Source organism: Brevibacillus laterosporus LMG 15441, assembly GCF_000219535.2.
Classification (GTDB): Bacteria; Bacillota; Bacilli; order Brevibacillales; family Brevibacillaceae; genus Brevibacillus_B; species Brevibacillus_B halotolerans.
In genome coordinates this window covers 3,655,650-3,681,842 of record NZ_CP007806.1, presented here as the reverse complement: position 1 = coordinate 3,681,842, position 26,193 = coordinate 3,655,650, and the positions used below count along the sequence as shown (strand labels likewise).

Genomic DNA, 26,193 nt, shown 5'->3' with positions numbered 1-26,193 from the left:
TTTGACTGTATAAAAAGTTAAAGGGTATCTGCAACAAAAATGATTTCGTGTCTCAAAATCCCGCTAGCTGTTCCCATTAGGCCTGTCATTTTGTACAATGAGAAGTAAGTCCATGTACGATAACAATATTTTACTCTACGTTTCGTTAAAAACGGATTTTGTAGAGTATTACGAACGGACATCTTATATAGAAGTAAGGATGGTCAAATTGAATATACTAACAGTAGAACATATTAAAAAAAGTTTTGGAGAAAAGGTCTTGTTTGACACGATCTCCTTTCATATTGCTGAGAATCAACGGATTGGGTTGATTGGCGTAAATGGTACTGGTAAGTCTACCTTGCTTAAAATTCTAGCCGGGATAGAGGAAGCAGATCAGGGGGAGATTATTCATTCCAATCATTTTCGTGTAGAATATTTGCCGCAGAATCCAGAATTTGATGGAGATTCAACTGTCCTTGAGCAAGTATTTTATGGAGATACTCCTCTTATGCAGGCCCTACGGGAATATGAGGTTTCTTTGGAAGAACTGCAGCAGGATCAGGAAAATGAGCGAAAGCTACAACGATTATTACGTGCCCAGCAACAAATGGATGCAACGAATGCTTGGGATGCAAACACGAAGGCAAAAACAATACTGACCAAATTAGGCATTACCCAGTTTGGGCAGAAAGTAGCCGAGCTTTCTGGTGGACAACGTAAACGGGTAGCGATGGCACGTGCGCTAATTCAGCCTGCCGATTTGCTTATTTTAGATGAGCCGACCAACCATATTGATAATGAAACAGTAGAGTGGCTAGAAGAATATCTTTCTTCCTTTAAAGGTGCACTATTACTAGTAACCCATGACCGTTATTTCCTCGATCGCGTTACAAATCGTATTTTTGAATTGGACAACGGCAAGCTTTATAGCTATGAGGGCAACTATGCATCATTTTTAGAAAAGAAGGCAGAGCGTGAAGAGAATGAATTGGCTCAAGAAAGCAAACGCCAAAATCTACTGCGTAGAGAACTGGCATGGCTAAGAAGAGGCGCTAAAGCCCGAACTACGAAGCAAAAAGCCCGGGTGCAGCGAGCTGAAGAGCTACGAGACAAGAAGGTGGAGGGGCCACAGGCTAAGCTTGATATTGCTTTGGGGGCAAGTCGTCTTGGTAAAAAGGTCATTGAAGCAGAGAAGGTCTCTAAAGCTTTTGGCGAACATAGACTGCTTACTGATTTTAGCTACATTGTAGTACCTGGAGATCGAATTGGGATTATTGGGCCTAATGGTAGCGGGAAGTCAACACTGCTAAACATGCTTGCGGGTCGTATTCAGCCTGATAGCGGAACAATTGAAACAGGTGAAACGGTTAAGCTTGCGTTCTACACACAAGAAAGTGTGGAGATGGATGGTAATCTACGGGTCATTGAATATATCAAGGAGGTAGCCGAACAAATCAAAACAGCAGATGGATTTACCTTGTCTGCTTCACAGATGCTGGAACGATTTTTATTTACTCCTAATCAGCAATGGACGTATATTTCTAAGCTGTCTGGTGGGGAGCGTCGCCGTCTGTATTTGCTACGGACGTTAATGGGAGAACCCAATGTTTTATTCCTTGATGAGCCAACCAATGATCTGGATATCCAAACACTTAGTATCTTAGAAGACTACCTGGATAACTTCCCAGGGGCTGTGATTACTGTCTCCCATGATCGTTATTTCTTAGATCGAACGGTTGAGCATCTGTTTGCTTTTGAAGGGCAAGGGACAATTCGTCATTACATGGGAAATTATTCGGAGTACCTAGACGAGAGCAAGCAAGAGAAAGCATTAGCTGAAAAAGCAGCAAAGGAAAAAGCGAATGAACAAAAATCAGATCAGTCATCTGCCCAAGCCACTAGGGGTGGAAACCGAACCAAAAAATTATCCTATAAAGACCAACGAGATTGGGATGAAATAGAGGATCGTATTGCTGATTTGGAGGAAAAGCTCTCAGAGATAAAAAATCAGGTTGCAAATGCTGGTAGTAACGTAGAGCGAGCGCAGGAGCTGTTTGCTCAGGAACAGGAGATAGCCAATCAATTGGAGCAGGCTATGGAACGTTGGACTGAGCTATCGATTATGGTGGAAGAGCTAGAGGAAGCCAATAAAAGAGGATAACTAAATGATGAAGGGTCTAACAGCATACAGGTAATTGTTGGATCATGGAGGGGAAGGTTGAAGAAACCTTCCTTCTTTTTTTTGGAAAAAACCACACTGATTCATTCCTATGTCAAACGTGTAAACTTATGCTATAAGGCGCTTTACATAAAATGATACCATGGGTTCAATGACCATCTTCACCCATCTTTACTAATATTCAGACAAAAGTCCTAAGAAAGAATGGGTGAAATTACCTGACAATAAACGGTAGACTCACCTAGCAATTTACAGTATATTCAAAAGGAAATCACGCACGTTTCTGGTAGTAAACCCATCATTTTCTGTGCGTATAGTCGGAATAAAAGCATAACATGATCAATTCATTAAAAACCTGTGGAAGAGAGAGGGAATTAACATGAAAAAACAGAATAGAATCCAACTGTTAGTAGCGGGAACCATGATTTTGTCTTCAGTGGTAGTACCTCAGGCAATTTTGGCTAAGCCTGTAGCCGTGAAGCCAGTTCAAACAACAACAGCCTTTACGCAAGGAACAGGTTATCACGCTGGTAGCTATGATTATCAAGCAGCACAACCCTCTACATATAACTGGACCCGCCAATCGCGTTATAATGTTGCTCCTAACCCAGTTGAGAAATGGTCGATTACATCAGGAAAATCTATCAAATCCTCACCTGTAGTTACAGCTAATGGCACGATATACGTAACCTCTAATGGGGGAGAGTTTTATGCATATCAAAACGGCCGCATTAATTGGAAAACTCTGCTCAAAGGCGATCTGACCAGTAGTGTAATTGGGAAGGATGGAACGATTTATACGGGGTCGACTGAACACCTCTTGTTTGCTGTTTACCCAAGCGGAGTGAAAAAGTGGGAGAAACGTACGGTTGGTGAAGTAACTACATCCCCTGCTCTTGGTTCAGATGGCACGATTTATGTAGGAACGGGCGATGGCAAACTACAAGCTTTTAACGAGAATGGTTCCGAGAAATGGACATTTAGCTCAAAAGCCCCTGTAACGACAGCGCCAATCATTTCAAAGGATCAAGTGGTTTATGTAGGAAATTCTGACGGTAAATTATATGCTGTTCATGCAGCATCAGGAAAATCGAAATGGACATTGGCATTGAATGCTCCAATGAAGCAATCTCCGGTTATCGGAAATGATGGTACGCTTTATTTGGGTACGGAAGATGGAAAGATATACGCAATTGCATCCAATGGGAAAGAAAAATGGTCTACTTCTGTTGGAAAAAAAATAACCTCATCCCCTGCTATTGATTCTAATGGAACACTTTACGTTGGAACAGATAGCGGTATGTTTTTTGCGTTAGATTCTAAAAACGGGAAAACCAAGTGGTCCTATAATGGAGGACATCAAATTGAATCGGCACCAATCCTTGACGCCAATGGAGTGATTTACATGGTAACAGGAAACGGTGTGTTGCGTGCGCTTGATCAAAAAGGAAATCGAATTTGGGAATACAACATGAAAGACAATACGGTATCAGCACCTGCTATCGGTGCAGATGGTACTATTTATCTTGTGTCTCAAAATGGACGTGTGACGGCTGTTGGCAAGTAACAGATTATAAAAAATAGGCAAGAGGCTAGCCTAGACATATGAATTGATTGGGAATCACTTATGGTTGTTAATGAGTGATTCCCTTTTTGGTATGGATCAAAATTTCGACAACGGATCGGTATGAAGAAGCATCGTATTAGGAGACCACCCATATTTTCCAGCTCATGTTTCAGATATACAAATGCCAGACTGGGTAGACTATTTAATGAAACAATATTTTTAAATACGTTCATTTTCAGAAAAGCGTTCCATTGTGGGGCGCTTTTTCTGTTAACAAAACAGTAAGAACGAAGAAATTGAAATCAAATCAGCTTTTGTCTTTGTTTTGTAATATTACTTTAGTATGATAAGAAAAATTAATTGAAATGAGTATAGATAACATAAACTAAAAAGGAATAAGAATGTAAGAGCAAGGAGCCTTCTTACAGGATGAATGATTGAACAAAAAGTCTGCATAATGAACATCTTCATAAAAACACTAGAGGGGCAACGGGGTGAATGATGAAAACCTTATGTACTTTTCTTGCCGAGATCCATCGTGTCTCGGAAAATGAAATTCTGTTTGATTTGTTCCATGATCGTCTTCCTTCTCTCCATCCGATGCTGCTTAAACGGTTACTTGTATTACCGCGTATCTATTTTGACTTCCTTATTGAAAAAGGGGTTATGCAGGTAAGAGGAGTGGATACTTATCAGCCTGCCTATCGCAACAGTGTCGCAGTTGGGATGAACATGAAATCGTTAGGAAGCACGGTTTTATTCGATATGTGTTTTTCTAAAGAAACCTATCAGCTATGGCAGAAGATGGATGCAGTTATTGAAGATATATCATTACCGGCCGATTTATTTGAGGATTATGTTTATCGACTAGGAGCACTGAGTCGTTTTCGCCATCTTGGCAGGCTGGATGACCCAATCATCGCTACTAAGCTGGGTGAGAACGATATGATTGAATTTAAACAGGACTTCTTACATTCAAAGCAAGCGATCATCAAAGCGATTGTCGCCTTTGCTAATAGTAATAATGGAAATATATTTTTAGGGATTAGCGATGATTCAAAGATAATAGGTGTTAACGATGAGCTTGCCCATTATGGTGATCCAGATAAATACTTACTTGCTATTACCCAATATATTCAAATTAAAACTACGCCGATATTACATCCTTTTCCAAAAATTTCGTTACGGGAGGTTGAGGGGAAATTTGTAGTTAGTATATTCGTAGAGGTTGGTAATGAATTGATATGCGGACTAGATAAAAATAATGAAAAATATGTCTCCATTCGAACCAACAATCGCTCCTTTATTGTGAAGGACCCTCATCAAATCGGCGAAATTTATGTAAAGCGTAGATTAGGCAGCGATATAAGCCGTCGTCTAGGACTGCTGTAGATAGACAACATAGAAGTAGATTAGGAGGGGACATGCGTGAAAAAAAGCTGGCATGTTTGCTTAATGTCCGTTATATGGACTTGTCTTGTCGTTGTTGGATGCTCCACGCAATCAAACGGCTATGGGTCTGAGGAAAAAGTAGACCTTTCACAGGTTTTTCAGGCATTGGAAGGAGTCTCTGTCCTCACTACAACAGGACAAGAAATACCACTATCTATAGAAGAATTCGAGAAAAACTTCACCGGCCGTCGTCTATCTTTGATGATGTCAAAGGATAGGCTGAAGGATCAGGAAGTTAAATTTAGACTAATTGCCTATAGACAAAAAGAGGCTCCACTGGTTTTAGAGGTTGGCGAGCAGGGCTTCACCTATGCAAACAATACATATCGAGGTGAAAATGCCAGCGTCTTTTACCAAACCGCACGTAAGCAACTCGGGCTAGCTATCATAAAAGTTCAAGAATTGGATGGGGTAGAATTCAAAGCACTGGATTTACCCCAATCCAAAACCTTAACAGTGAAAGGGACAGTAGCTCAGGAGGCTATCAGGTTGTTAGCAGATAGCAAAATGGTAGATCAACCTGTCCAGGCTTACCCGATCTATCCTTCCTTTCAGATGAAATATCCTCAGCGACCGAGTGAACCTCATTACGAACTGCTTCAACCAACATTGCTTCGCTGTGTGGTAGGAAGGGAAACGATTTATTACAAAACAAATCCTTCCTTGTATCAACTCGTATCCAAGTTATTGCCAGATAGTCCTAAAAAGTCAGTATGGGAGGAATTATATGAAGCAACACAATTAGAAGCAGAGGATATCCGAGCTCACGACAATAAACGAGAAGCTTATCTTATCAAACAGAATCTGATGCAGCAGGGCAAAATTCATCAAGTCATTCGTGTGCTTTCACGTACCCAGCCTTCTACTTCTACCATGTGGCGACAAGAAGACAGCCCCCATACATCATTGAACCTGACCTTTTCTCTCAATAAAAAACGATATCCGATGAAGATAGAAGGAAATTATGTTTTTTATCAAGGGAAGAAATACTATTGGCCTAATTTACAAGCGAATATAGAGGCTATTCTGTTTACGTGAGAAGACTAAATAATTTACTGAGTTCATAAATGATAGCGTACCATTAAGTGAGTGACTTTTTTCATATCTTATCGTAAAATAAATACGTCATAACATTGACACTTTTTGTCCGACCAGAGCTTTTTAGGGCTGGTTTTTGCTTGGTCTAGCAAGAAATTATACTTTTGCTCACCATTATTGATTCAAACTGCCATAGGAGGTTGCAGAATGAACATTCATGAGTATCAAGGAAAACAGATACTAAAACAATACGGAGTAAAGGTACCGGAAGGCCGAGTAGCTTTTTCCGTAGATGAAGCAGTGAAAGCAGCAGAAGAGCTTGGCACCCAGGTCGTAGTGGTAAAAGCACAAATCCATGCTGGTGGTCGCGGAAAAGCTGGTGGTGTTAAGGTCGCTAAGAATCTGGATGAAGTTCGTACATATGCAAACGAAATTCTTGGTAAGGTCCTTGTAACCCACCAAACAGGTCCAGAAGGCAAAGAAGTTAAGCGCTTACTAATTGAGCAAGGCTGCGACATTAAGAAAGAATATTACGTAGGGGTAGTAGTTGATCGTGCCACCAATCGCGTTGTCATGATGGCATCAGAAGAAGGCGGTACGGAGATTGAAGAAGTAGCAGCTCATACACCCGAGAAGATATTTAAAGAAGTAATTGATCCTGTTACGGGTTTACTACCATTCCAAGCTCGTCGCTTGGCTTTTGCGATCAATATTCCTGCTGAGTTAGTTAATAAAGCAGCTAGTTTCATGATGAGCTTATATCAAGCATTCGTTGACAAGGATTGTTCCATCGCTGAAATTAACCCCCTAGTTGTCACAGGTGACGGCGAAGTAATGGCTTTAGATGCAAAATTAAACTTTGATAGCAATGCCCTCTATCGTCATTCTGATGTAGTGGAATTACGTGACTTAGAAGAAGAAGACGAAAAAGAGATTCAGGCCTCTAAATATGATCTATCCTATATCGCTCTGGATGGTAACATCGGTTGTATGGTAAATGGTGCTGGTTTAGCAATGGCAACCATGGATATTATTAAATTCTATGGCGGCGATCCAGCTAACTTCCTTGATGTTGGGGGCGGTGCGACAGAAGAGAAAGTAACGGAAGCTTTCAAGATCATTCTGTCAGACCCTAAGGTGAAAGGTATCTTCATCAATATCTTTGGCGGTATTATGAAATGCGACATTATCGCGAGCGGTGTAGTAGCAGCGGCGAAACAAGTAAGTTTAGACAAGCCTCTAGTCGTTCGTCTGGAAGGTACAAACGTTGAGCTTGGTAAACAAATTCTGAAGGACTCAGGATTAGATATCGTTGCAGCTGATTCCATGGCTGATGGAGCCGAGAAAATCGTTGCTCTCGTAAAGTAGGATGTTGTCCGTTACAGAAGCAAGAAGACGATAAAAAGGTGGGAAACATACGCGATGAGTATTTTAATTAATAAAAATACGAAAGTGATTACACAGGGGATTACAGGCTCTACAGCTTTGTTCCATACTCGCGGTGCTGTTGAATACGGAACACAAATGGTAGGTGGAGTACGCGCTGGAAAAGGTGGACAAGAAGTAGACGGGATTCCAATTTTTGATACCGTTGTGGAAGCTGTAGAAAAAACAGGAGCCACTGTCTCTGTAATCTACGTACCGCCAGCAGGTGCAGCAGATGCCATCATGGAAGCAGTAGATGCCGATCTTGACTTAGTTATTTGCATTACCGAAGGAATTCCAGTTCTTGATATGGTTAAAGTAAAACGCTACATGGAAGGCAAAAAGACGCGTTTAATCGGTCCGAACTGCCCAGGGGTCATTACTCCAGGAGAATGTAAAATTGGGATTATGCCAGGATATATCCATACTCCAGGCAAAGTGGGGATTGTATCCCGCTCTGGTACGTTGACATATGAAGCAGTTCATCAAACAACAACCCGCGGTATGGGCCAATCAACAGCAGTTGGTATTGGTGGCGACCCAGTAAACGGCACTAACTTTATCGATGTACTAGCACTATTTAATGAAGATCCTGATACAGAAGCGGTTATTATGATCGGAGAAATTGGGGGTACAGCAGAAGAGGAAGCGGCTGAATGGATTGCAGCTAACATGAAAAAGCCGGTGGTAGGATTCATCGGTGGTCAAACAGCTCCTCCAGGGAAACGTATGGGTCATGCAGGAGCGATTATCTCAGGTGGTAAGGGAACAGCCGCTGAGAAAATTGCTAAACTAGAGGAATGCGGTGTACGTGTTGCTAAAACTCCTGCTGTTATCGGTGAAACATTAGTAGAATTCCTGACAGAAAAAGGAATGCTAGATAAAGTAATGAGTAAATAATTGATTACAAAAAGTCAACAAGCTGAACTACTCCAAAACAAGACTTGGAGACATGTTTGGGTTTGCTTGGCTTTTTGTTTTTTATTTTTGTGCTACCCCTCTTACTCTTTTTATAATGAAGAAAAAGAAAGAGTGAAGGTAGATGAGAGTGCTAGAGGAACGTGATTGGGTATATACATTGAGTAGACAGCGTGGAGTAGGAAGAAAAACGTTGTGGGCTATATATGAAGAAAAGAGAGGCTTTGAACCTCCTTATAACCTAAATTGGTTCGAGAAAAGAGAGGAAGACGGGAAATTTCTTACTAGTCTCACTGCCAAACAGGTGTATGAGGATAAAGTAGAAAGGGAACGGAAGGAAATCCAATTTATTACATATTGGGATCAAGAGTATCCAGAGAATTTACGCGAAATACCTGACCCTCCCATCCTTTTATATTATCGTGGGAATTTGGAGTTGCTACATAAAATCTCGATTGGAGTTGTGGGAACAAGAAATCCTTCAGCTTATGGTCGAGATACTTGTAAGATGTTGGTGAGTGGTTTAGCAAAATCTGGCATGGTCATTGTGTCGGGGGTAGCGAAAGGAATTGACACCATAGCACATCAAACTGCACTCCAACATCGGGCGGAAACCATTGGTGTTCTTGGAAACGGACTGGACCGGATTTATCCTGCGCAAAATAGGGTATTATATACGCAAATGGCACAGCATGGATTGCTTGTATCTGAATATTCAGAAGCGACAGCTCCGAGGACTGTTTTTTTTCCTGAACGTAATCGGATTATTAGCGGACTTTGCTGGGGGACAATAGTTGTGGAGGCAGCAGAGAAAAGCGGATCACTTATTACAGCTCGTTGTGCCTTGGAACAAAATAGAGAGGTATTTGCTATTCCTGGCTCCATCTTTGCTAAAGGAAGTGAAGGGACCCATTCCTTAATTAAAGAGGGGGCGAAATTAATAGGTTCATTAGAAGATATCATAGAGGAACTACCTTATCATTTACAAGCTACATTCCAGAAAAAATCTGTAGATACGAAGGCGATAGATTTATCAGCAGGTGAAATAGCACTATTGTCAAGTATGCAGGAGAAGAGTCTTCATATCGATGAGATTAGGGGTAAAATAGCAAAGGAATTTCAGAGTGATTTTCATATTTTTTTACTTTTATTGGTAGGAAAAGGTTTGGTTGAAGAGGAAGCTGGACAATTTTATAGAAGAAGAGAAGTGTAGAAGGAAAATATTAGAAGTTTGACAAATGGATATCCCGTATTGAATAATAGGGGAGATTCATTTTGTAAGGGGGAAAAAAATAGAATGGCTGATACTCTCGTTATCGTCGAGTCCCCGGCGAAAGCAAAGACGATAGGTAAATATCTGGGCAGCAAATATGTCGTGAAAGCGTCAATGGGCCATGTGCGCGACCTCCCTAAAAGTCAAATGGGGGTTGATGTTGGTAACCATTTTGAACCCAAATACATAACCATTCGTGGTAAAGGTGACATTTTAAAAGGATTGAAAGATGCAGCTAAGAAAGCGACTAAAGTATATCTCGCAGCCGACCCGGATCGTGAAGGGGAAGCTATTGCTTGGCATTTAGCCACATATCTTGGTCTTGATATGACAAAGCCTCTACGTGTAGTGTTTAATGAAATCACGAAAGAAGCTATTAAAGATGCATTTAAGCATCCAAGACACATTAATATGGATTTGGTTCACGCTCAACAAGCTCGCAGAATTTTAGACCGTCTCGTGGGCTATAATATTAGTCCTATCTTATGGAAAAAGGTACGTAAGGGCTTGAGTGCAGGTCGTGTTCAATCTGTAACCGTAAAAATGATAAACGATCGAGAAAAAGAGATTCAGAAGTTTATTCCTGAAGAGTATTGGACGATTACTTCTACATTAGAATCCAATAAAAAACCATTTGAAGCTCGTTTTTATGGATATGCTAACGAAAAGGTAGAACTCTCTTCAGAAGAGAATGTCCAAGAGATTTTGAGAAAAATCAAGAAAGACGAATACAGAGTCGTAAAAGTGCAGAAGAAGGAACGCAAGCGTCATCCAGCTCCTGCGTTTATCACGAGTTCCTTGCAACAGGAAGCCGCTCGTAAGCTTAATTTCCGTACTGCTAAGACGATGATGATTGCTCAACAACTATACGAAGGTATTGATTTAGGCAAAGAAGGTACAGTCGGTTTAATTACGTATATGCGTACTGACTCAACACGCGTATCCCAAATCGCTCAAGACGAAGCGAAGGAATTCATAAACAATCATTATGGGCAGGAGTTTTCTGTAAAGGAACCTCGTCAAGCACCGAAGAAGGAAAATGCTCAGGATGCTCATGAAGCAGTTCGCCCCACGTCTGTCTTACGTACGCCTGATGACATGAAGGAATACTTAAGTCGAGATCAACTGCGATTGTATCGCTTAATATGGGAACGCTTTTTAGCAAGTCAAATGGCCTCAGCCGTTCTTGATACAATGAGCGTAGACATAGAGAACAATGGTGTAATGTTTCGTGCCAGCGGTTCTAAAGTAAAATTTGCAGGCTTTATGAAAGTATATGTTGAGGGAAATGATGACGGTTCCAATGAAGATGATAAGCTGTTACCTCCAATCGAGGAAGGGCAGCTTCTATCTGAGAAAGCCATTGAACCAAAACAGCATTTTACACAGCCACCGCCACGTTATACAGAAGCAAGATTGGTCAAGACGTTAGAGGAAAACGGAATTGGTCGTCCATCCACCTATGCTCCTACTCTAGAAACAATTCAAAAGCGTGGATACGTGGCTTTAGAAGAGAAGAGGTTTATACCTACCGAGCTTGGTCAGATCGTCATCACTTTGATTGAAGAGTTTTTCCCTGAGATTTTAGATGTAGAATTTACATCTGGAATGGAAGGTGGTCTTGATCAGGTTGAGGATGGGATAGCAGACTGGGTAAAGGTTCTCGATTCTTTCTATCAAGGCTTCTCTGAACGGGTTAAAGTTGCAGAAGAAGAAATGAAGGAAGTGGAGCTAAAGGATGAGGTGTCTGATGAGATTTGTGAGCTATGCGGTAAGCATTTGGTTTACAAATTAGGGCGCTTCGGAAAATTCCTCGCTTGTTCTGGGTTTCCAGACTGTAGAAATACCAAACCAATTGTCAAGCATATCGGTGTTAAATGCCCTAGCTGTAAAAGTGGTGAGGTAGTCGAGCGTAAAAGCAAAAAGAATCGTATTTTCTATGGATGTACCAACTATCCGGAATGTGAATTTTTGTCCTGGGATAAACCAATTTCCAGACCTTGTCCAAAGTGTGGCGAGTTGCTTGTTGAAAAGAAACGAAAAAAACAAGGCGTAAATATTGTCTGTACAAAATGTGATTACGAAGAAGAAGGGGATTCTTAGAACTTTTTAGTTCTATTCCCCTGATTAATTAAATAGTAGGTATAGAGAGGATTTTTCACCATGACACAACCTTTTGTAACTGTGGTTGGAGCAGGTCTTGCCGGAAGTGAAGCTGCTTGGCAAATCGCTCAGGCTGGTGTTGCTGTAAAGCTGTACGAAATGAGACCGGTTAAGCAAACTCCTGCGCACCACACAGATAAATTTGCTGAATTGGTTTGCAGCAATTCGCTTAGAGCTAATTCATTAACCAATGCCGTTGGGGTTTTAAAAGAAGAAATGCGTCAATTTGATTCTGTAATCATGAAGGCAGCCGATCAATGCCAGGTTCCTGCTGGTGGGGCCTTGGCTGTTGACCGTCATGAATTTGCAGAGTATGTTACGGAAGCAGTACGTAACCATCCGTTAATTGAGGTACTTAATGAAGAAATTACGGAGATTCCTGAGGGAATTGTGATCGTTGCATCTGGTCCGCTTACTTCTCCAGCACTTTCCGACAAATTAAAGCAGCTTACGGGAGAAGAGTATCTGTATTTCTATGATGCAGCGGCGCCTATTATCGAGAAGGATTCAATTGACATGGAAAAAGTGTTTGTTGCTTCTCGATATGATAAAGGGGAAGCGGCATACCTAAACTGCCCTATGAACGAAGAGGAATTTAATCGTTTTTATGATGCATTAATTTCTGCAGAAACGGTTCCTTTAAAGGAATTTGAAAAAGAGGTCTTTTTCGAAGGGTGCATGCCGATTGAGGTCATGGCTTCTCGCGGGCGGCAAACCATGCTGTTTGGTCCGTTGAAACCAGTAGGGTTAATAGACCCACGTACTGGGGAACAACCACATGCTGTTATTCAGTTAAGACAAGACAATAGCGCTGCAACTTTGTATAACATAGTAGGTTTTCAGACTCATTTGAAATGGCCAGAGCAAAAGAGGGTTTTTCAATTGATTCCAGGATTGGAAAATTGTGAAATCATTCGTTATGGAGTTATGCATCGCAATACATTTATCAACTCACCAAAGTTGCTACGACCAACTTATCAATACAAAGATAGAGATAGTTTGTTTTTTGCTGGACAGATGACCGGTGTTGAGGGATATGTTGAGTCTGCGGCTTCTGGGTTACTAGCGGGTATCAATGCAGCGCGTCTTGCTAAGGGTGAAGAGCAAATCATTCTTCCGGTTGAGACCGTAATGGGCAGTATGGCACATTATATCACAACAACCAACGCCAAACATTTCCAGCCAATGAATGCTAATTTTGGTCTTTTACCAAGTTTAGGAATTAAAATTAGGAACAAAAAGGAAAAAAACGAAAAGCTTGCTGAACGCGCGCTTGGCAGTATTCAGAATTTTACACATAAAAGACATAATTAAAGTTGTTTCATTGTTTACCGCTATGTTACTATATATGTGATTTGGGAGGAGTACATCTCAGATGGACAATTCATCAGAGTTTTCCGTATGGATCACATCTTACATCCATTACCTAAAGGTGGAAAAAAACGTCTCTCCTCATACGCTGAAGCAATACGTAGCAGATATCAATGAATTTGTCGTATTTATGAAACAGCAACAAATCAATGAATTTGCTGCTGTTTCTTATTTACATGGTCGGTCTTTTTTAGCTCATCTTGCGAGAAAAGGTCTTTCCCGTCGAAGTATTGCGAGAAAGCTGTCTAGCTTGCGGAGCTTCTATCGCTTTTTAATGCGTGAAGAGCATTTGGATCAAAATCCTTTCCAAATGGTTTCTACACCAAAAGTAGAGAAGAAGCTACCTACCTTTATGTATCCGCATGAAATAGAAGCTCTATTGGGAGTAGTTGATACATCTACACCGCTTGGTCTTCGTGATTTCCTTATTATGGAACTTTTATATGCAAGTGGAATGCGCGTGTCTGAATTGGTAACAATGTCTATTAATGATGTTGACCTTCAGAATGGAATTGCTCTTGTGTTCGGTAAAGGTGCTAAGGAAAGATATGTGCCAATTGGGAGTTTTGCTATCAAAGCTATGCAAGAATACTTACAGGCAGGACGTCCGAAGTTATTAGCCAAGGCTGAAAAAGATAACCCAATACTCTTGTTAAATTATAGGGGAACCCCTTTATCTGATCGTAGTGTGCGCCGAATGGTAGATAAGTATCTACAGCAAGCAGCCCTTCATCTAGGGATTTCACCGCACAGTTTCCGTCATTCTTTTGCAACTCATTTACTAAATGCAGGGGCAGATTTGCGGACGGTACAAGAGCTATTAGGACATGTGAATATCTCCACTACACAAGTATACACTCACATTACAAAAGAAAGATTACGAGAGGTATACGATACTGCACATCCGCGTGCAAATTTTCACAGGGGGTGAACGACTATGGAACAATTTCATGCTACAACCATTTTTGCCGTCCAGCATAAGGGTGAAGCGGCGATGGCAGGAGACGGTCAGGTTACGTTTGGCAACAGTATGGTAATGAAAAATACAGCCAAAAAAGTACGAAGACTATATCGAGAGGAAGTTATGGCAGGATTTGCTGGCTCTGTAGCTGATGCAATTACTTTGTTTGAACTTTTTGAAGGCAAACTGGAAGAGTATCATGGGAATTTACAGAGAGCGGCGGTCGAGCTAGCTAAAGAATGGCGTTCTGATAAAGTATTGCGCCGTTTGGAGGCCATGATGATTGTTTGTAACCGCAAACATCTTCTTTTAATCTCAGGTAATGGTGAAATTATTGAACCGGACGACGGCATACTAGCCATCGGGTCAGGCGGAAATTTTGCCCTTGCAGCGGGACGGGCTTTGAAAAAATATGCACCAGAGCTTACTGCTAGACAGATTGCTGAAGCCAGTCTTTTAACAGCCGCTGAAATTTGCGTCTTTACGAATACGAATTTAGTAATTGAAGACATGAAAATGGAAGGGTAGGGAGAGATGTCCTTGTTATTAAATTGGGAGCAATTGACCCCCCGCTTGATTGTAGAACATTTGGATAAATACATTGTAGGGCAGCAGCAGGCTAAACGCGCCATTGCTGTAGCGCTTCGCAATAGATATCGTCGTAGTCGCTTGCCGGAACAAATTCGGGATGAAGTGATTCCTAAAAATATCTTGATGATTGGACCGACTGGAGTCGGGAAAACGGAGATTGCGCGTCGTATCGCAAAGCTAACCGGAGCTCCGTTTATAAAAGTAGAAGCTACAAAATATACAGAAGTCGGTTACGTAGGTCGCGATGTAGAATCGATGGTACGCGATTTAGTGGAATCATCTATCCGAATTGTCAAAATGGAAAAGATGGAAAAAGTCAAGGAACAGGCGGAGAAAAATGCTGAAGAAGCGCTAGTTCAGCTTTTACTTCCTTCAAAGAAACCGCAAAACAACTTTAAGAATCCTTTTGAGATGTTATTTTCTAACCAGCAACAAACCGAAAAAAGCGATCAGGAAGATCCAACCCTAGAGCAACGACGAAAACAAATGGCCTGGAAGCTAGCGGCAGGTCAGCTTGAGGACGAACAGATCGAAATAGAAGTAGAAGATCAGTCACCGTCCATGTTCGATATGTTGCAAATTCCTGGTGCAGAGCAGATGGGGAATCAGATGCAGGAAATGTTTGGGAGCTTGATGCCTAAGCGAACCAAAAAACGCACGCTGACCATCCGAGAAGCACGTAAAATCTTGATTCAACAAGAAGCTCAAAAGCTGGTGGATATGGATGAAGTGACTCAAGAATCAATAGCTCGAGCTGAACAATTTGGGATTATCTTTATCGACGAGATTGATAAAATCGCCGGAAAGGATAGTCGTGGGCCTGACGTGTCACGAGAGGGAGTCCAACGTGACATTTTACCGATTGTGGAAGGCTCTACGATTATGACCAAGTATGGACCAGTGAAGACAGATTATATGCTTTTCATGGCTGCTGGAGCGTTCCATGTAGCCAAACCATCTGATCTTATTCCGGAATTACAGGGGCGTTTCCCGATTCGAGTAGAGCTTTCAAGCCTGAAAGCCGAAGATTTTATAAGAATATTGACAGAACCTAAAAATGCATTAATTACACAATACCAAGCCCTTTTGGAAACGGAAGGAATTAAAATTGTGTTTTCTGAAGATGCTATACATGAGATAGCACGATTGGCAACAGAGGTAAATCAAAGTACCGATAATATCGGAGCAAGAAGACTTCACACCCTATTAGAAAAATTGCTTGAGGATTTATCTTTTGAAGCAACAGAAATTAACCTGAGTGTGATCAATATTACCGCTCAATATGTACAAGAAAAGTTAAATAGCATTGTACAGAATCGCGACCTAAGTCAATACATTTTATAGAGAGAAATATATATATTGGCGATCTATTTGTGAGAAGATGTCAGGAGGAAATATACGATGGATTTACTAACAAAAACTAGAAGGATTAACCGTATGCTTCAAAAAACGGCTGGTAACGCGGTTAATTTTAATGAAATGTCAAGCGTACTAAGTGACGTTATTGATGCAAATATTTTCGTTTTAAGTAGAAAAGGAAAATTACTGGGATATGCAATTGCACAGGAAATCGACAATGATCGTATTCGCAAAATGCTTGAAGATCGCCGTTTCCCAGAAGAATATAGCAATGGTCTATTAAAAGTTGAAGAAACATCTGCAAACCTTGATGTAAACAGTCCACATAGTGCTTTCCCAGTGGAAATGAAAGAAGTATTCCCTACAGGTTGGACTACAATTGTTCCAATTATGGGTGGCGGAGATCGATTGGGTACATTGATCTTGGCTCGTGTAAATAAAGAATTTGTTGAAGGTGACCTAATTCTAACTGAAGTGGGCGCTACTGTAGTAGGTATGGAAATTTTGCGTGAACGTGCTGAGGCAATTGAAGAAGAAGCGCGCAGCAAAGCTGTTGTACAAATGGCTATTGGCTCATTGTCCTATAGTGAACTTGAAGCGGTTGAGCATATTTTCCAAGAACTAGATGGGAAAGAAGGCCTACTTGTTGCTTCCAAAATTGCTGACCGCGTAGGTATTACGCGTTCTGTAATTGTTAACGCTTTGAGAAAATTAGAGAGTGCTGGTGTTATTGAATCACGTTCTTTGGGTATGAAGGGTACATTTATTAAAGTTCTAAATGGCAAACTTCTTCCGGAATTAGAAAAGCTTAAAACGCCATAAACTGACATAAAACCCAGTTGTTATGCGCTTTGTTGAAAAATGAAGAAGGAGGTCTATTGACCTTCTTCTCTTTTTTTTCATATTTATCACTTAGTTATATAGTATTCACAATAAGTATTCACATTATTAATACATTTATGAAACGAATGTGACAAAATTGGTAAAAAGCACTGTTTTTATAGGCATTTTAACCAATTGAGACTTTTGTAACATTTTTCCTAGTCCTAGTAAGATAGGGCTTTCTTAGTAGTTTTCTTCATGGTATTATAGGTGCGTGTTAGATGTCGAATTGCAAAGAAAATAGAAGAAAAATGTAAGCTTAGGCACAAAGGAGGGGAGAGAAGCTTGATTCAATCTACGCAATTAAATGTACTAGAAAACTCATTGGACGCCGCTATGCTTAGACAAAAAGTGATTGCCAACAATATTTCTAACATTGATACTCCTCATTTTGAGAGCAAGCATGTAGTATTTGAAAGCTTGCTGAAGGAGGCATTGGAAGGAAATAGTGGTCGAACCTTAGAAGCATATCGAACGAATCAGAGACACATTCCATTTGGCACAGGTTTAGGTAATATCCCTCAGGCCCGGACCATAACGAACAACCAGACGTCAATTCAAAATAATGGAAACAATGTGGACATTGATTTTGAAATGAGCCAACAGGCCAAGAACACCATTTGGTATAACGGTCTAGTTCAGCTAACAAATGGATACTTTACGAAACTGAAGAGTGTTGTTGAGGGAGGAAGATAGTAGATGAGTCTGTTTCGTGGAATTGATACAAGTGCCTCTGCCTTGACTGCCAATCGGCTAAGGCTGGATACGATTGCTTCTAATATCGCAAATGCCAATACGACTCGTGGGAAATTCGTAAATGGGGCGTGGCAACCGTACCGACGTAAGATGGTAGAATTATCACCAAGAACAGGAGAGTCATTCGACAATCTTCTACAAGCAGCGGTCGGGAATGTAGCAGGTCGTCAGGAATCTGGGGTACATGTTACCGGGATTAAAGAGGACAATAGTCAATTTCAAAGGGTCTATAATCCTGAACACCCGGACGCGGACCTAGATGGCTACGTCCTGATGCCTAATGTAGACGTGACAAAAGAAATGGTTGACATGATTTCTGCTTCTAGGTCTTATGAGGCAAATGTTACAGCTATGAATGCATTAAAGGGCATGATGCAAAAAGCACTAGAGATTAATGGTAAATAATAAAGGGGTTGACTGACAGTTGGAAATTAATAACATAGGTTCAGTCATAAATGCACAGCCGCTACAACAAGTAAAAAATACAGCTTCACCGGCTGAAGTAGCGCGCAATTTCTCGGCCTATATGACCGATGCCCTTGATCAGGTGAATCAGGCGCAATTAGTTTCAGAAGAAATGGCAATAAAATATGCCGCAGGAGAAGTGACCGATGTCCATCAGGTGATGGTAGCGGGTCAAAAAGCTTCTCTCATGTTACAAATGACGATGCAAGTACGTAACAAAGCGATCGAAGCATATCAGGAAATCATGCGCATGCAGGTGTAAGGTTCCAAACGGGTATGCAGCTCTGTAGAGGTGAACCATGAACGAACGTTTATTGTTATATCGAGACAAGATAAAGACAATGTGGGACAAGCTCACGAAAAAACAAAAATTATTGATAGGTGCTTCAGCTCTTTTCCTACTTATCGCGCTTTCCCTTTATTTATACATAGCTTCTCGTCCTGTATATGTAAATTTATATGACAGATTGAGCGAGCAAGAAGTTGGTGCGATAAAACAAGAACTAGAAGCAAAAAACATCCCATATCGTTTAACTGGAAATGGGACAGGTATTCAAGTGCCGCAAACAATGGCGCAAGATGTCATAGTTGATTTAGCAGCTCAAGGAATTCCTAAGGATGCTGGGATCAGCTCTGAAATTTTCTCTAATAATATGTTTGGCATGACCGATCGCCAGTTTGAAGTGATGAAGAAAGATGCTCTTCAACAGGAGATTCGAAAAATCTTGGAAAAAGTCAAAGGGGTTCGTACTGCCCAAGTTATCCTAACCATGCCGGAAGAAACCACGTTTGTCACGGACAACACAGATAAAGCCACAGCATCAGTCATGGTAGAGGTAGACCCAAGTGCTCAATTAAACGATGCACAAATCAAATCTTTGTATCACATTGTTTCACGCTCAGTGAAAAACTTACCTGTAGAAAACATAACGATTACCGATCAGTATTCCAATACATTGGAGTTAGCTGGTAAAGAAGAGGGCAATTCACTTACTGCTTTTGAACAGCAAGAACGGATACGTAATAAAGTAGAAAGAGAAATACAGAAGAACTTATTCAACATGCTATCCACCATTATGGGCCGAGATAAAGTTGTCGTACATACAATGGTACAAATGGATTTCTCAAAAGAAAACCGTGTAGAAAATTTAGTTTCACCTGTTGTAAATGATGAAGGTATTATAATTAGTTCTCAAAAATTATCAAAAGCATATACCGGACAAGGAACTCCGCCGATCGGTGGTGTAGCCGGTACAGGTGATAACCAAGTTGGCAGTTACCAGTCTGCTACAACTCAAGGTAGCAATAGTGAATATGAAGAGCTGTCTGATACTGTCAATCGTGAAGTAAATCGTATAACGAAGAACGTAACCGCTAGTCCATATCAAATTGTCGATATTTCTATCAACGTTGGGGTTGAGCCTCCAAATGGAGGAACGTTGGATGACGCTACCAAAGAAAACATACAAAAAGTAATTGGTAATGTTGTTCGTGTAGCCGTCAGCAATAAGAATTTACCCGATGATGAAGTGAACAAGCGTATTTCTGTTTTTGCAAAACCGTTCTCCGGCAACCAAGATGATAACAACAATGGCTTCTTTACTCCAACCGTGATGTATGGAGTCGGAGCAGTAGCTTTATTAGCCATAGGAGCACTTGCGTTTATGCTTATTCGTCGACGCAAACAGCAAGAGCAAGAAGAGGAAGAGTTCGAAGAGGAATTTCCGTTTACTCCATCGCCTGATATTCCAGATCTATCTTCTTTGGAAGATGATACAGATGAAGCGGTGGTTCGTAAACAGCTGGAAAAATTGGCTCGAAGCAATCCAGACGAGTTCGTCGTTCTGCTTCGTACGTGGCTAGCAGAAGACTAAGGAGTGAGTATAGTGGCTCGTGTCGCAAAAGAGTTAACTGGAAGGCAAAAAGCTGCGATTTTGCTCATTTCGCTTGGTCCAGATGTCTCGGCACAGGTATTTAAGCATTTACGTGAAGATGAGATTGAACAGCTTACATTGGAAATTGCCAGTGTACGTAAAGTGGATCATGAAGAAAAAGGCAAAATTCTAGCAGAATTTCATCAGATTGCAGTTGCCAAGGAAGTAATAGCACAAGGTGGTATTACCTACGCAAAGGAAATTTTGGAAAAAGCATTAGGAGAAAACAAAGCGCTAGATATCTTGAACCGATTGACAGCCAATTTGCAAGTGCGCCCGTTTGACTTCGCTAGAAAAGCGGACCCTAGTCAAATCCTTAACTTTATTCAAAATGAACATTCACAAACCATTGCATTGGTTCTAGCTTATCTAGAACCACAGCAATCTTCCATGATCTTGTCATCACTGTCGCAGGATCGTCAGGCAGATGTAGCTAAACGGATAGCTTTAATGGATAGTACATCTCCAGAGGTAATTGCCCAGGTAGAACAGGTATTGGAACAAAAACTTTCTGCAACTGTAACCCAAGATTACACACAAGCGGGTGGCATTGAATCAATCGTAAACATCTTAAATGGTGTTGACCGTAGTACAGAACGAACCATCCTTGATTCACTGGAGATTCAAGACCCAGAGCTTGCGGAAGAGATCAAAAAACGCATGTTTGTATTCGAAGACATTGCTACACTGGACAATCGTTCCATTCAACGTGTTATTCGCGATGTGGACAACAACGATTTACAGCTTGCGCTTAAAGTGGCAAGTGAAGAAGTTCGCGAAACGGTTTTCCGCAACATGTCCAAACGGATGGCAGATACCTTCAAAGAAGAAATGGAGTTTATGGGACCTGTGCGATTGCGTGATGTTGAGGAGGCACAATCCCGGATTGTTGCTACTATTCGTCGCTTAGAAGAAGCTGGAGAAATCATCATCGCCCGCGGTGGAGGAGATGATATCATTGTCTAGGATTGTTAAGGCAAATCGATATGTCCAGTCTGTAGATGCCTATGTACTTGAAGTAACTCAGAAAATGAATGCTGCTTTACAAGTACAGACGGATGAAGTAGACGAAATGTTGCTGGAAAATAAAGTTTTTGATAATCAGAAAATCGAAGAAGAAGCGAAGGCCATTATACGAGATGCGGAAGAGCTAGCTGAAAGTATTATGGCTGATGCTTCTAATCAAGCAGAGCAATTGCGCGAGCAAGCACGGCAGGAGATAGCCGAGTGGTGGGAGCAAAAGCAAAAAGAAGCAGAGGAAATGGCGCAGCAGACCAAGGAAATGGCTCGTGAGGAAGGATATGCTCTTGGTCAGGAGCAGGGCTTAGAGCAGGCACGTCTTGAACAGGAGGAAAATGTTCAAAAGGCTAAGGATGTTTTAACGCAAGCTTATGAGACCAAAGAGAAGGTTATAGCGGAAGCCGAGCCATTTTTAGTAGAACTGAGCTTAGATATCTCTCGTAAAATCATTCATGATGAGCTGACGCTGGCACCTGAAAAGGTCGTTGAGATTGTTCGACAGGCTTTAAAAAGCTCACGCTCGCATGGAGAAGTATCTATTTTGGTGAATCACAAACTGTATCCATTTGTCGAAGAACACCGTGAACAATTGCTTTCGTTAATCGATGGACAAGCGGAACTAGGCATTTATCCAGATTATGCCGTTAAAGATGAAGGTTGCATTATCCGGACAGCCTACGGAAGCGTGGATGCCAAAATTGATACCCAACTAAAAGAAATCAAACAAATTCTGATGGACGTAGCGCGGGGAAGTGAATCCCAATGATTACATTAAACGCAGAAAAATATAAAGTTGCTATGCAAACAATTACTCCTCACCGGATAAATGGTAAGGTGACACAGGTAGTGGGACTCACTGTAGAATCCCAGGGACCTGAAGCTAAATTAGGTGAGATTTGCATGATTGAATCGCCTCATCACAAAGAGCCAATTATGGCTGAGGTGGTGGGGTTTCGAGATACAAAGGTTCTATTAATGCCACTTGGTGATTTGTCGTACATCGGTCCTGGATGTGATGTAGTAGCTACAGGTAGACCTTTATCAGTGAAGGTAGGACCCGAAATTTTAGGGAGTATTCTTGACGGTTTAGGTCGTCCTTTATCAAATGAGTCGCTTCCCTATGGACTAACGAACTATCCAACTGATAACATGCCACCTAACCCATTGACAAGACCGAGAATAGCAGAACCTCTAAGTTTAGGTGTTCGAGCTATAGATGGCTTATTGTCAATGGGAAAAGGTCAGCGTGTAGGTATCTTTGCCGGCTCTGGGGTAGGAAAAAGTACTTTGATGAGTATGATTGCTCGCAATACGACTGCTGACATTAATGTTATTGCTCTTGTCGGAGAGCGTGGACGTGAAGTGCGGGACTTTATCGAGCGAGATTTAGGCGAAGAGGGATTAAAACGGTCTGTTGTTGTAGTTGCTACATCAGATCAACCAGCAATGATTCGTATTAAAGGTGCGATGATTGCTACTGCGATTGCTGAATATTTTAGGGATCGTGGGCTTAACGTGATGTTAATGATGGATTCTGTGACACGTTTTGCTATGGCTCAGCGTGAAATTGGTCTCGCCATTGGTGAACCACCAGCTACACGCGGATATACCCCGTCTGTATTTGCTATGTTGCCTAAGCTACTGGAACGTTCAGGTACATCAGACAAAGGCAGCATTACCGCTTTGTATACCGTATTGGTTGACTCTGATGATATGAATGATCCGATAGCCGATGCTGTGCGGGGGATATTAGATGGTCATATTGTGTTGGATCGCAAAATTGCCCAACGAGGGCATTTTCCAGCGATTGATATTTTGCAAAGCGTGAGTCGGGTAATGAGTGAGATTTGCACTCCACAGCACTTACAAGCAGCTCAGGAATTAAAACGACACATGGCTACATATAAAGAGGCAGAGGATCTAATTAATATTGGAGCGTACAAGATGGGAACGAATCGAGAAATTGATGCCGCTATTCGTCATAGAGAGACGATTCGGGCATTTACGGCACAGGGCGTTAATGAGCCCTCCGATTTTGATACGACTCTGCAAGCATTAACCGCTCATTTTGGGAGTGTGATGTAACGTGAAGCCTTTTCGCTTCCATATGCAAAAAGTACTTGATTTAAAGGAAAAAGAAACAGAACAAGCACAATGGGCATTTGGTCGATCGGTACAACAAAAACAACAAGAAGAGCAAAAGCTATATCGACTTGTTGATAAGCGAAATACGATGTCCGATTCGCTTGTGGATATGCAACATTCTGCATGCAGCGCATCTGACTTATTAGCCGTAACGAGATTTCAGCAGGTAGTTGACCGCCAGATTGAAACGCAAAAACGTCGCATTATTGGTTGTGATAAAGAAATTGAGCGATGCAAGGAGAAATTGCACTACCATTTGCAAGAATCCAAGCTGTGGTCAACCCTGCGTGATAAAGCTCAAACCAAATATATAGAATGGCAAAACCAAGTAGAACAAAAAGAAATGGATGAGATCGGCACAAATCGATTCCTCCGACAATTGAAGCAGGTGTGAAAGGAGGCGTCTTCATGGAAGAGGAAATCCAGGAGGAACGCGAGTATAACAGGCTAGAGTGGCTCTTATACATCATTGTTATTCCTGCCTTATTTGCTAGTTTGTTAGCTGGAATCTTGGCAAGCCTCCTTGGCTACGATGTCGTGGGAAGCGTAAAAGATTGGCTAAATAACATTCCATATGTAGAAAAGCTGATACCAGACGATACACCAACTAGCCAAACGGTAGAAGGTAGCAAAGAAGATAGCAAAACGGAAGCAAAAAAGGCTCAGGTAAATGAGGAGGCAGCTAAGAGCAAACAGGCTGCTGATCAATTGCAAAAAGAGGTAAGCCAAAAAGATAGCACGATTGCATCTTTACAAAAACAAATCGCGAATCTACAAAAAGCAACGGAAGAAAAGCGCATAGAAGAGGAAGAAAGACAAAAACAGTTTCAGGATTTAGCTAAGATATACAGCACTATGTCGGCTAAAAATGCAGCCGCGATCGTAAGTAATCTTAGCAAGGAGGAAGCCGTTGTTGTTCTTTCCAAAATGAAGACAGACCAACAGGCTCAGCTACTGGCGAAGATGGACCCAAAAAAGGCCGCGGATATTTCTATTCTGCTAAAGGATAATCAAATTTCCAAGGATGATGACATAGCAGCCTTACAACAGCGGGTCCAAATTTTAACGAAAGCCTTAAGTGAAACTAGGGAATCAAGCAAAATAGATGCAGAGAAGTTAATGAAAAGCTTTGAATCTATGAATGCAGGAGATGCATCTAAAATTTTAATCTCACTGTATAAAATAAATTCAGAACGTGCTTTAAGCGTACTGGGACAAGTATCTGACAATAAACGGGGCGAGTTTCTAAGTGAAATTAGCAAGACAAACCCCGAATTAGCAGCGCGCTTGACGAATGCGTTGCCTCGATGAAGTACAAATGTTCTTCATCGTTTACATAGCAACGAAATTATATAGGAGGTGATTAGATGAATATTGGAAACATGCAAGCTGTGATGCCTATGGGACCTGGCACAACCGGAGCGGCTCCACTAGTAAATGGAGGACAGGCTTCTGTTGCCGGCCAGGAGCAAGGAATTTTTTCTTTGCAATTAGGCTTAGCGGTTGGAGCCTTTACTAACATGTCTGAAGTGGAGTTTCCGGGTCTTTCTGATGAAGATGCAAGTGCTTTGGAGGATCTGATGGCGATGCTTCAGCAGTTGCTAGGAGCCAATCAACAGATGCTCTTGCCACAGGAACAGCAAATCAGCGTGGAGGATGGACAAGCTGAGGAAGCTACTGCCGGCAAGCTTCCAATCATCACACTCACAACGAATGAGGGAAAACAAACCTTACTTCAAGCATTAACAGCACAGGGAATGTCTGCGGAGGATGCTAACAAATTAACTGATTTGTTGCAGAAGCTGCCGTCGATGACTCCTGATCAAGCAAAGGGGGATTATCAAAAATTGCTTGAAACCGTGCAAAAAACGCTGGGACAAATGGGGATTTCCTTACAAAAGGATGGGGCTTTAGAAGAGCAACAATCCGTATTGGTTACTCCTCAATTGAAAAAGCAGTTGATGCCTACTACAGCTAATCGAGTAGAGGTTTCCAACCAAATTCCTACTCATATGCAACCCGTTCGAGTTAATCACGCACTGAGCCAATATGGCCAGGAAGCGGGTATTCAGGTGAAATCGTTCCAAGCTACCATGCAGGAAGCAATCACACCAGTAGCTATGAACCAAGAAACCGTTGATGGAGACGTAGATGCGACCGCTCAACTTCACGTGGAGAACATTTCAGCTACTCCGGTACAAAAGCAATCAACTACAGCACCGGAAATGAGAAGCTTCCCTGTTCGAGCAGAACAGATGCCACAGCAGGTTACGGATATATTTGTCCGTCAGCTAAAAGTAGGAACACTCCAAGGGGTAACGGAAGCAAAGCTAATCCTTTATCCACAGGAGCTAGGTAAAGTTGATGTGCGTATTAGCTCAAACAATGGTGTGATTACCGCTCACTTTATTGCTGAATCCAAACATGGCAAAGACATGCTGGATCAACAAATGGCTCAGCTTAGAACCGCTTTTGCTCAGCAGGGGATACAAGTGGATAAGCTGGAAGTAAGCCAACAAAACACTAATTCCACATTCTCATTTGATCAGGACAAAGGAAATGGTGGTCAGCAGGCTCGTGAGCAATCACAGGATCAAGGTACACAGAACGAGCAAGCAGAAGCTTCCTTTGACAGTGTTCTCGATAGCGAGCGTGAAAGCAGTAGAAGACTGGGAGCATCTCGCGTAGACCTGAACGCATAAAGGGTATAAG

Annotated in this window: 23 protein-coding genes; all 23 read left to right on the top strand. The window is 41.6% G+C overall.

Annotated features, from left to right (window positions below; translation table 11 throughout):
- Positions 1-208: 208 nt before the first annotated feature.
- A complete protein-coding gene (locus BRLA_RS16040; protein ID WP_041752640.1) occupies positions 209-2,143 on the top strand; it encodes an ABC-F family ATP-binding cassette domain-containing protein in 1,935 nt (644 codons plus the stop codon).
- 397 nt (positions 2,144-2,540) lie between these two features.
- Positions 2,541-3,728 (top strand): outer membrane protein assembly factor BamB family protein, encoded by a 1,188-nt coding sequence (locus tag BRLA_RS16035; protein ID WP_003336891.1) that lies wholly within the window; start codon positions 2,541-2,543, stop codon positions 3,726-3,728.
- Positions 3,729-4,229: 501 nt separating this feature from the next.
- Entirely contained in the window at positions 4,230-5,120 is an 891-nt protein-coding gene (locus tag BRLA_RS16030; RefSeq protein ID WP_003341411.1) for an AlbA family DNA-binding domain-containing protein, read from the top strand.
- 36 nt (positions 5,121-5,156) lie between these two features.
- The gene (locus BRLA_RS16025) at positions 5,157-6,218 is read left to right on the top strand and encodes a hypothetical protein (RefSeq protein WP_003336893.1); all 1,062 of its coding nucleotides are present in this window, start codon (positions 5,157-5,159) and stop codon (positions 6,216-6,218) included.
- Between the two features lie 207 nt (positions 6,219-6,425).
- Positions 6,426-7,586 carry an ADP-forming succinate--CoA ligase subunit beta gene (sucC, locus tag BRLA_RS16020; protein WP_003336894.1) on the top strand — a complete coding sequence of 387 codons (1,161 nt, stop codon included), beginning with the start codon at positions 6,426-6,428 and terminating at the stop codon, positions 7,584-7,586.
- A 54-nt stretch (positions 7,587-7,640) separates the two neighbouring features.
- On the top strand, positions 7,641-8,543 hold the full coding sequence (gene sucD / locus BRLA_RS16015; protein ID WP_003336895.1) for a succinate--CoA ligase subunit alpha: 903 nt from the start codon (positions 7,641-7,643) through the stop codon (positions 8,541-8,543).
- 142 nt (positions 8,544-8,685) lie between these two features.
- Positions 8,686-9,774: a DNA-processing protein DprA gene (gene dprA, locus BRLA_RS16010; RefSeq protein ID WP_003336896.1), complete on the top strand. Its 1,089-nt coding sequence runs from the start codon at positions 8,686-8,688 to the stop codon at positions 9,772-9,774.
- Positions 9,775-9,858: 84 nt separating this feature from the next.
- The gene (topA, locus tag BRLA_RS16005; protein WP_003336897.1) at positions 9,859-11,937 is read left to right on the top strand and encodes a type I DNA topoisomerase; all 2,079 of its coding nucleotides are present in this window, start codon (positions 9,859-9,861) and stop codon (positions 11,935-11,937) included.
- A 60-nt stretch (positions 11,938-11,997) separates the two neighbouring features.
- Positions 11,998-13,311 carry an FADH(2)-oxidizing methylenetetrahydrofolate--tRNA-(uracil(54)-C(5))-methyltransferase TrmFO gene (trmFO, locus tag BRLA_RS16000; protein WP_003336898.1) on the top strand — a complete coding sequence of 438 codons (1,314 nt, stop codon included), beginning with the start codon at positions 11,998-12,000 and terminating at the stop codon, positions 13,309-13,311.
- A gap of 61 nt (positions 13,312-13,372) precedes the next feature.
- Positions 13,373-14,299, top strand: coding sequence for a tyrosine recombinase XerC (gene xerC, locus BRLA_RS15995; protein ID WP_003336899.1), 927 nt, complete (start codon positions 13,373-13,375; stop codon positions 14,297-14,299).
- 6 nt (positions 14,300-14,305) lie between these two features.
- A complete protein-coding gene (gene hslV / locus BRLA_RS15990) occupies positions 14,306-14,857 on the top strand; it encodes an ATP-dependent protease subunit HslV (protein ID WP_003336900.1) in 552 nt (183 codons plus the stop codon).
- 6 nt (positions 14,858-14,863) lie between these two features.
- Positions 14,864-16,264 carry an ATP-dependent protease ATPase subunit HslU gene (gene hslU / locus BRLA_RS15985; RefSeq protein ID WP_003336901.1) on the top strand — a complete coding sequence of 467 codons (1,401 nt, stop codon included), beginning with the start codon at positions 14,864-14,866 and terminating at the stop codon, positions 16,262-16,264.
- A 57-nt stretch (positions 16,265-16,321) separates the two neighbouring features.
- Positions 16,322-17,101, top strand: coding sequence for a GTP-sensing pleiotropic transcriptional regulator CodY (gene codY, locus BRLA_RS15980; RefSeq protein WP_003336902.1), 780 nt, complete (start codon positions 16,322-16,324; stop codon positions 17,099-17,101).
- 345 nt (positions 17,102-17,446) lie between these two features.
- Entirely contained in the window at positions 17,447-17,857 is a 411-nt protein-coding gene (flgB, locus tag BRLA_RS15975) for a flagellar basal body rod protein FlgB (RefSeq protein ID WP_003336904.1), read from the top strand.
- Between the two features lie 3 nt (positions 17,858-17,860).
- Entirely contained in the window at positions 17,861-18,322 is a 462-nt protein-coding gene (gene flgC, locus BRLA_RS15970) for a flagellar basal body rod protein FlgC (RefSeq protein WP_003336905.1), read from the top strand.
- Between the two features lie 19 nt (positions 18,323-18,341).
- Positions 18,342-18,644, top strand: a complete 303-nt coding sequence (gene fliE / locus BRLA_RS15965; RefSeq protein WP_003336906.1) for a flagellar hook-basal body complex protein FliE — start codon at positions 18,342-18,344, stop codon at positions 18,642-18,644.
- 37 nt (positions 18,645-18,681) lie between these two features.
- Complete coding sequence (gene fliF, locus BRLA_RS15960) at positions 18,682-20,256, top strand: flagellar basal-body MS-ring/collar protein FliF (RefSeq protein ID WP_003336907.1); 1,575 nt, start codon at positions 18,682-18,684, stop codon at positions 20,254-20,256.
- Positions 20,257-20,268: 12 nt separating this feature from the next.
- A complete protein-coding gene (fliG, locus tag BRLA_RS15955) occupies positions 20,269-21,282 on the top strand; it encodes a flagellar motor switch protein FliG (protein WP_003336908.1) in 1,014 nt (337 codons plus the stop codon).
- Positions 21,266-22,102, top strand: a complete 837-nt coding sequence (locus BRLA_RS15950) for a FliH/SctL family protein (protein ID WP_003336909.1) — start codon at positions 21,266-21,268, stop codon at positions 22,100-22,102. The genes fliG and BRLA_RS15950 overlap by 17 nt, the downstream gene beginning before the upstream one ends.
- Positions 22,099-23,421 carry a flagellar protein export ATPase FliI gene (fliI, locus tag BRLA_RS15945; RefSeq protein ID WP_003336910.1) on the top strand — a complete coding sequence of 441 codons (1,323 nt, stop codon included), beginning with the start codon at positions 22,099-22,101 and terminating at the stop codon, positions 23,419-23,421. The genes BRLA_RS15950 and fliI overlap by 4 nt, the downstream gene beginning before the upstream one ends.
- A gap of 1 nt (position 23,422) precedes the next feature.
- Positions 23,423-23,875, top strand: a complete 453-nt coding sequence (fliJ, locus tag BRLA_RS15940) for a flagellar export protein FliJ (RefSeq protein ID WP_003336911.1) — start codon at positions 23,423-23,425, stop codon at positions 23,873-23,875.
- Between the two features lie 14 nt (positions 23,876-23,889).
- On the top strand, positions 23,890-24,792 hold the full coding sequence (locus BRLA_RS15935) for a MotE family protein (protein WP_003336912.1): 903 nt from the start codon (positions 23,890-23,892) through the stop codon (positions 24,790-24,792).
- Between the two features lie 56 nt (positions 24,793-24,848).
- Positions 24,849-26,183, top strand: coding sequence for a flagellar hook-length control protein FliK (locus tag BRLA_RS15930; RefSeq protein WP_003336914.1), 1,335 nt, complete (start codon positions 24,849-24,851; stop codon positions 26,181-26,183).
- Positions 26,184-26,193: the final 10 nt, after the last annotated feature.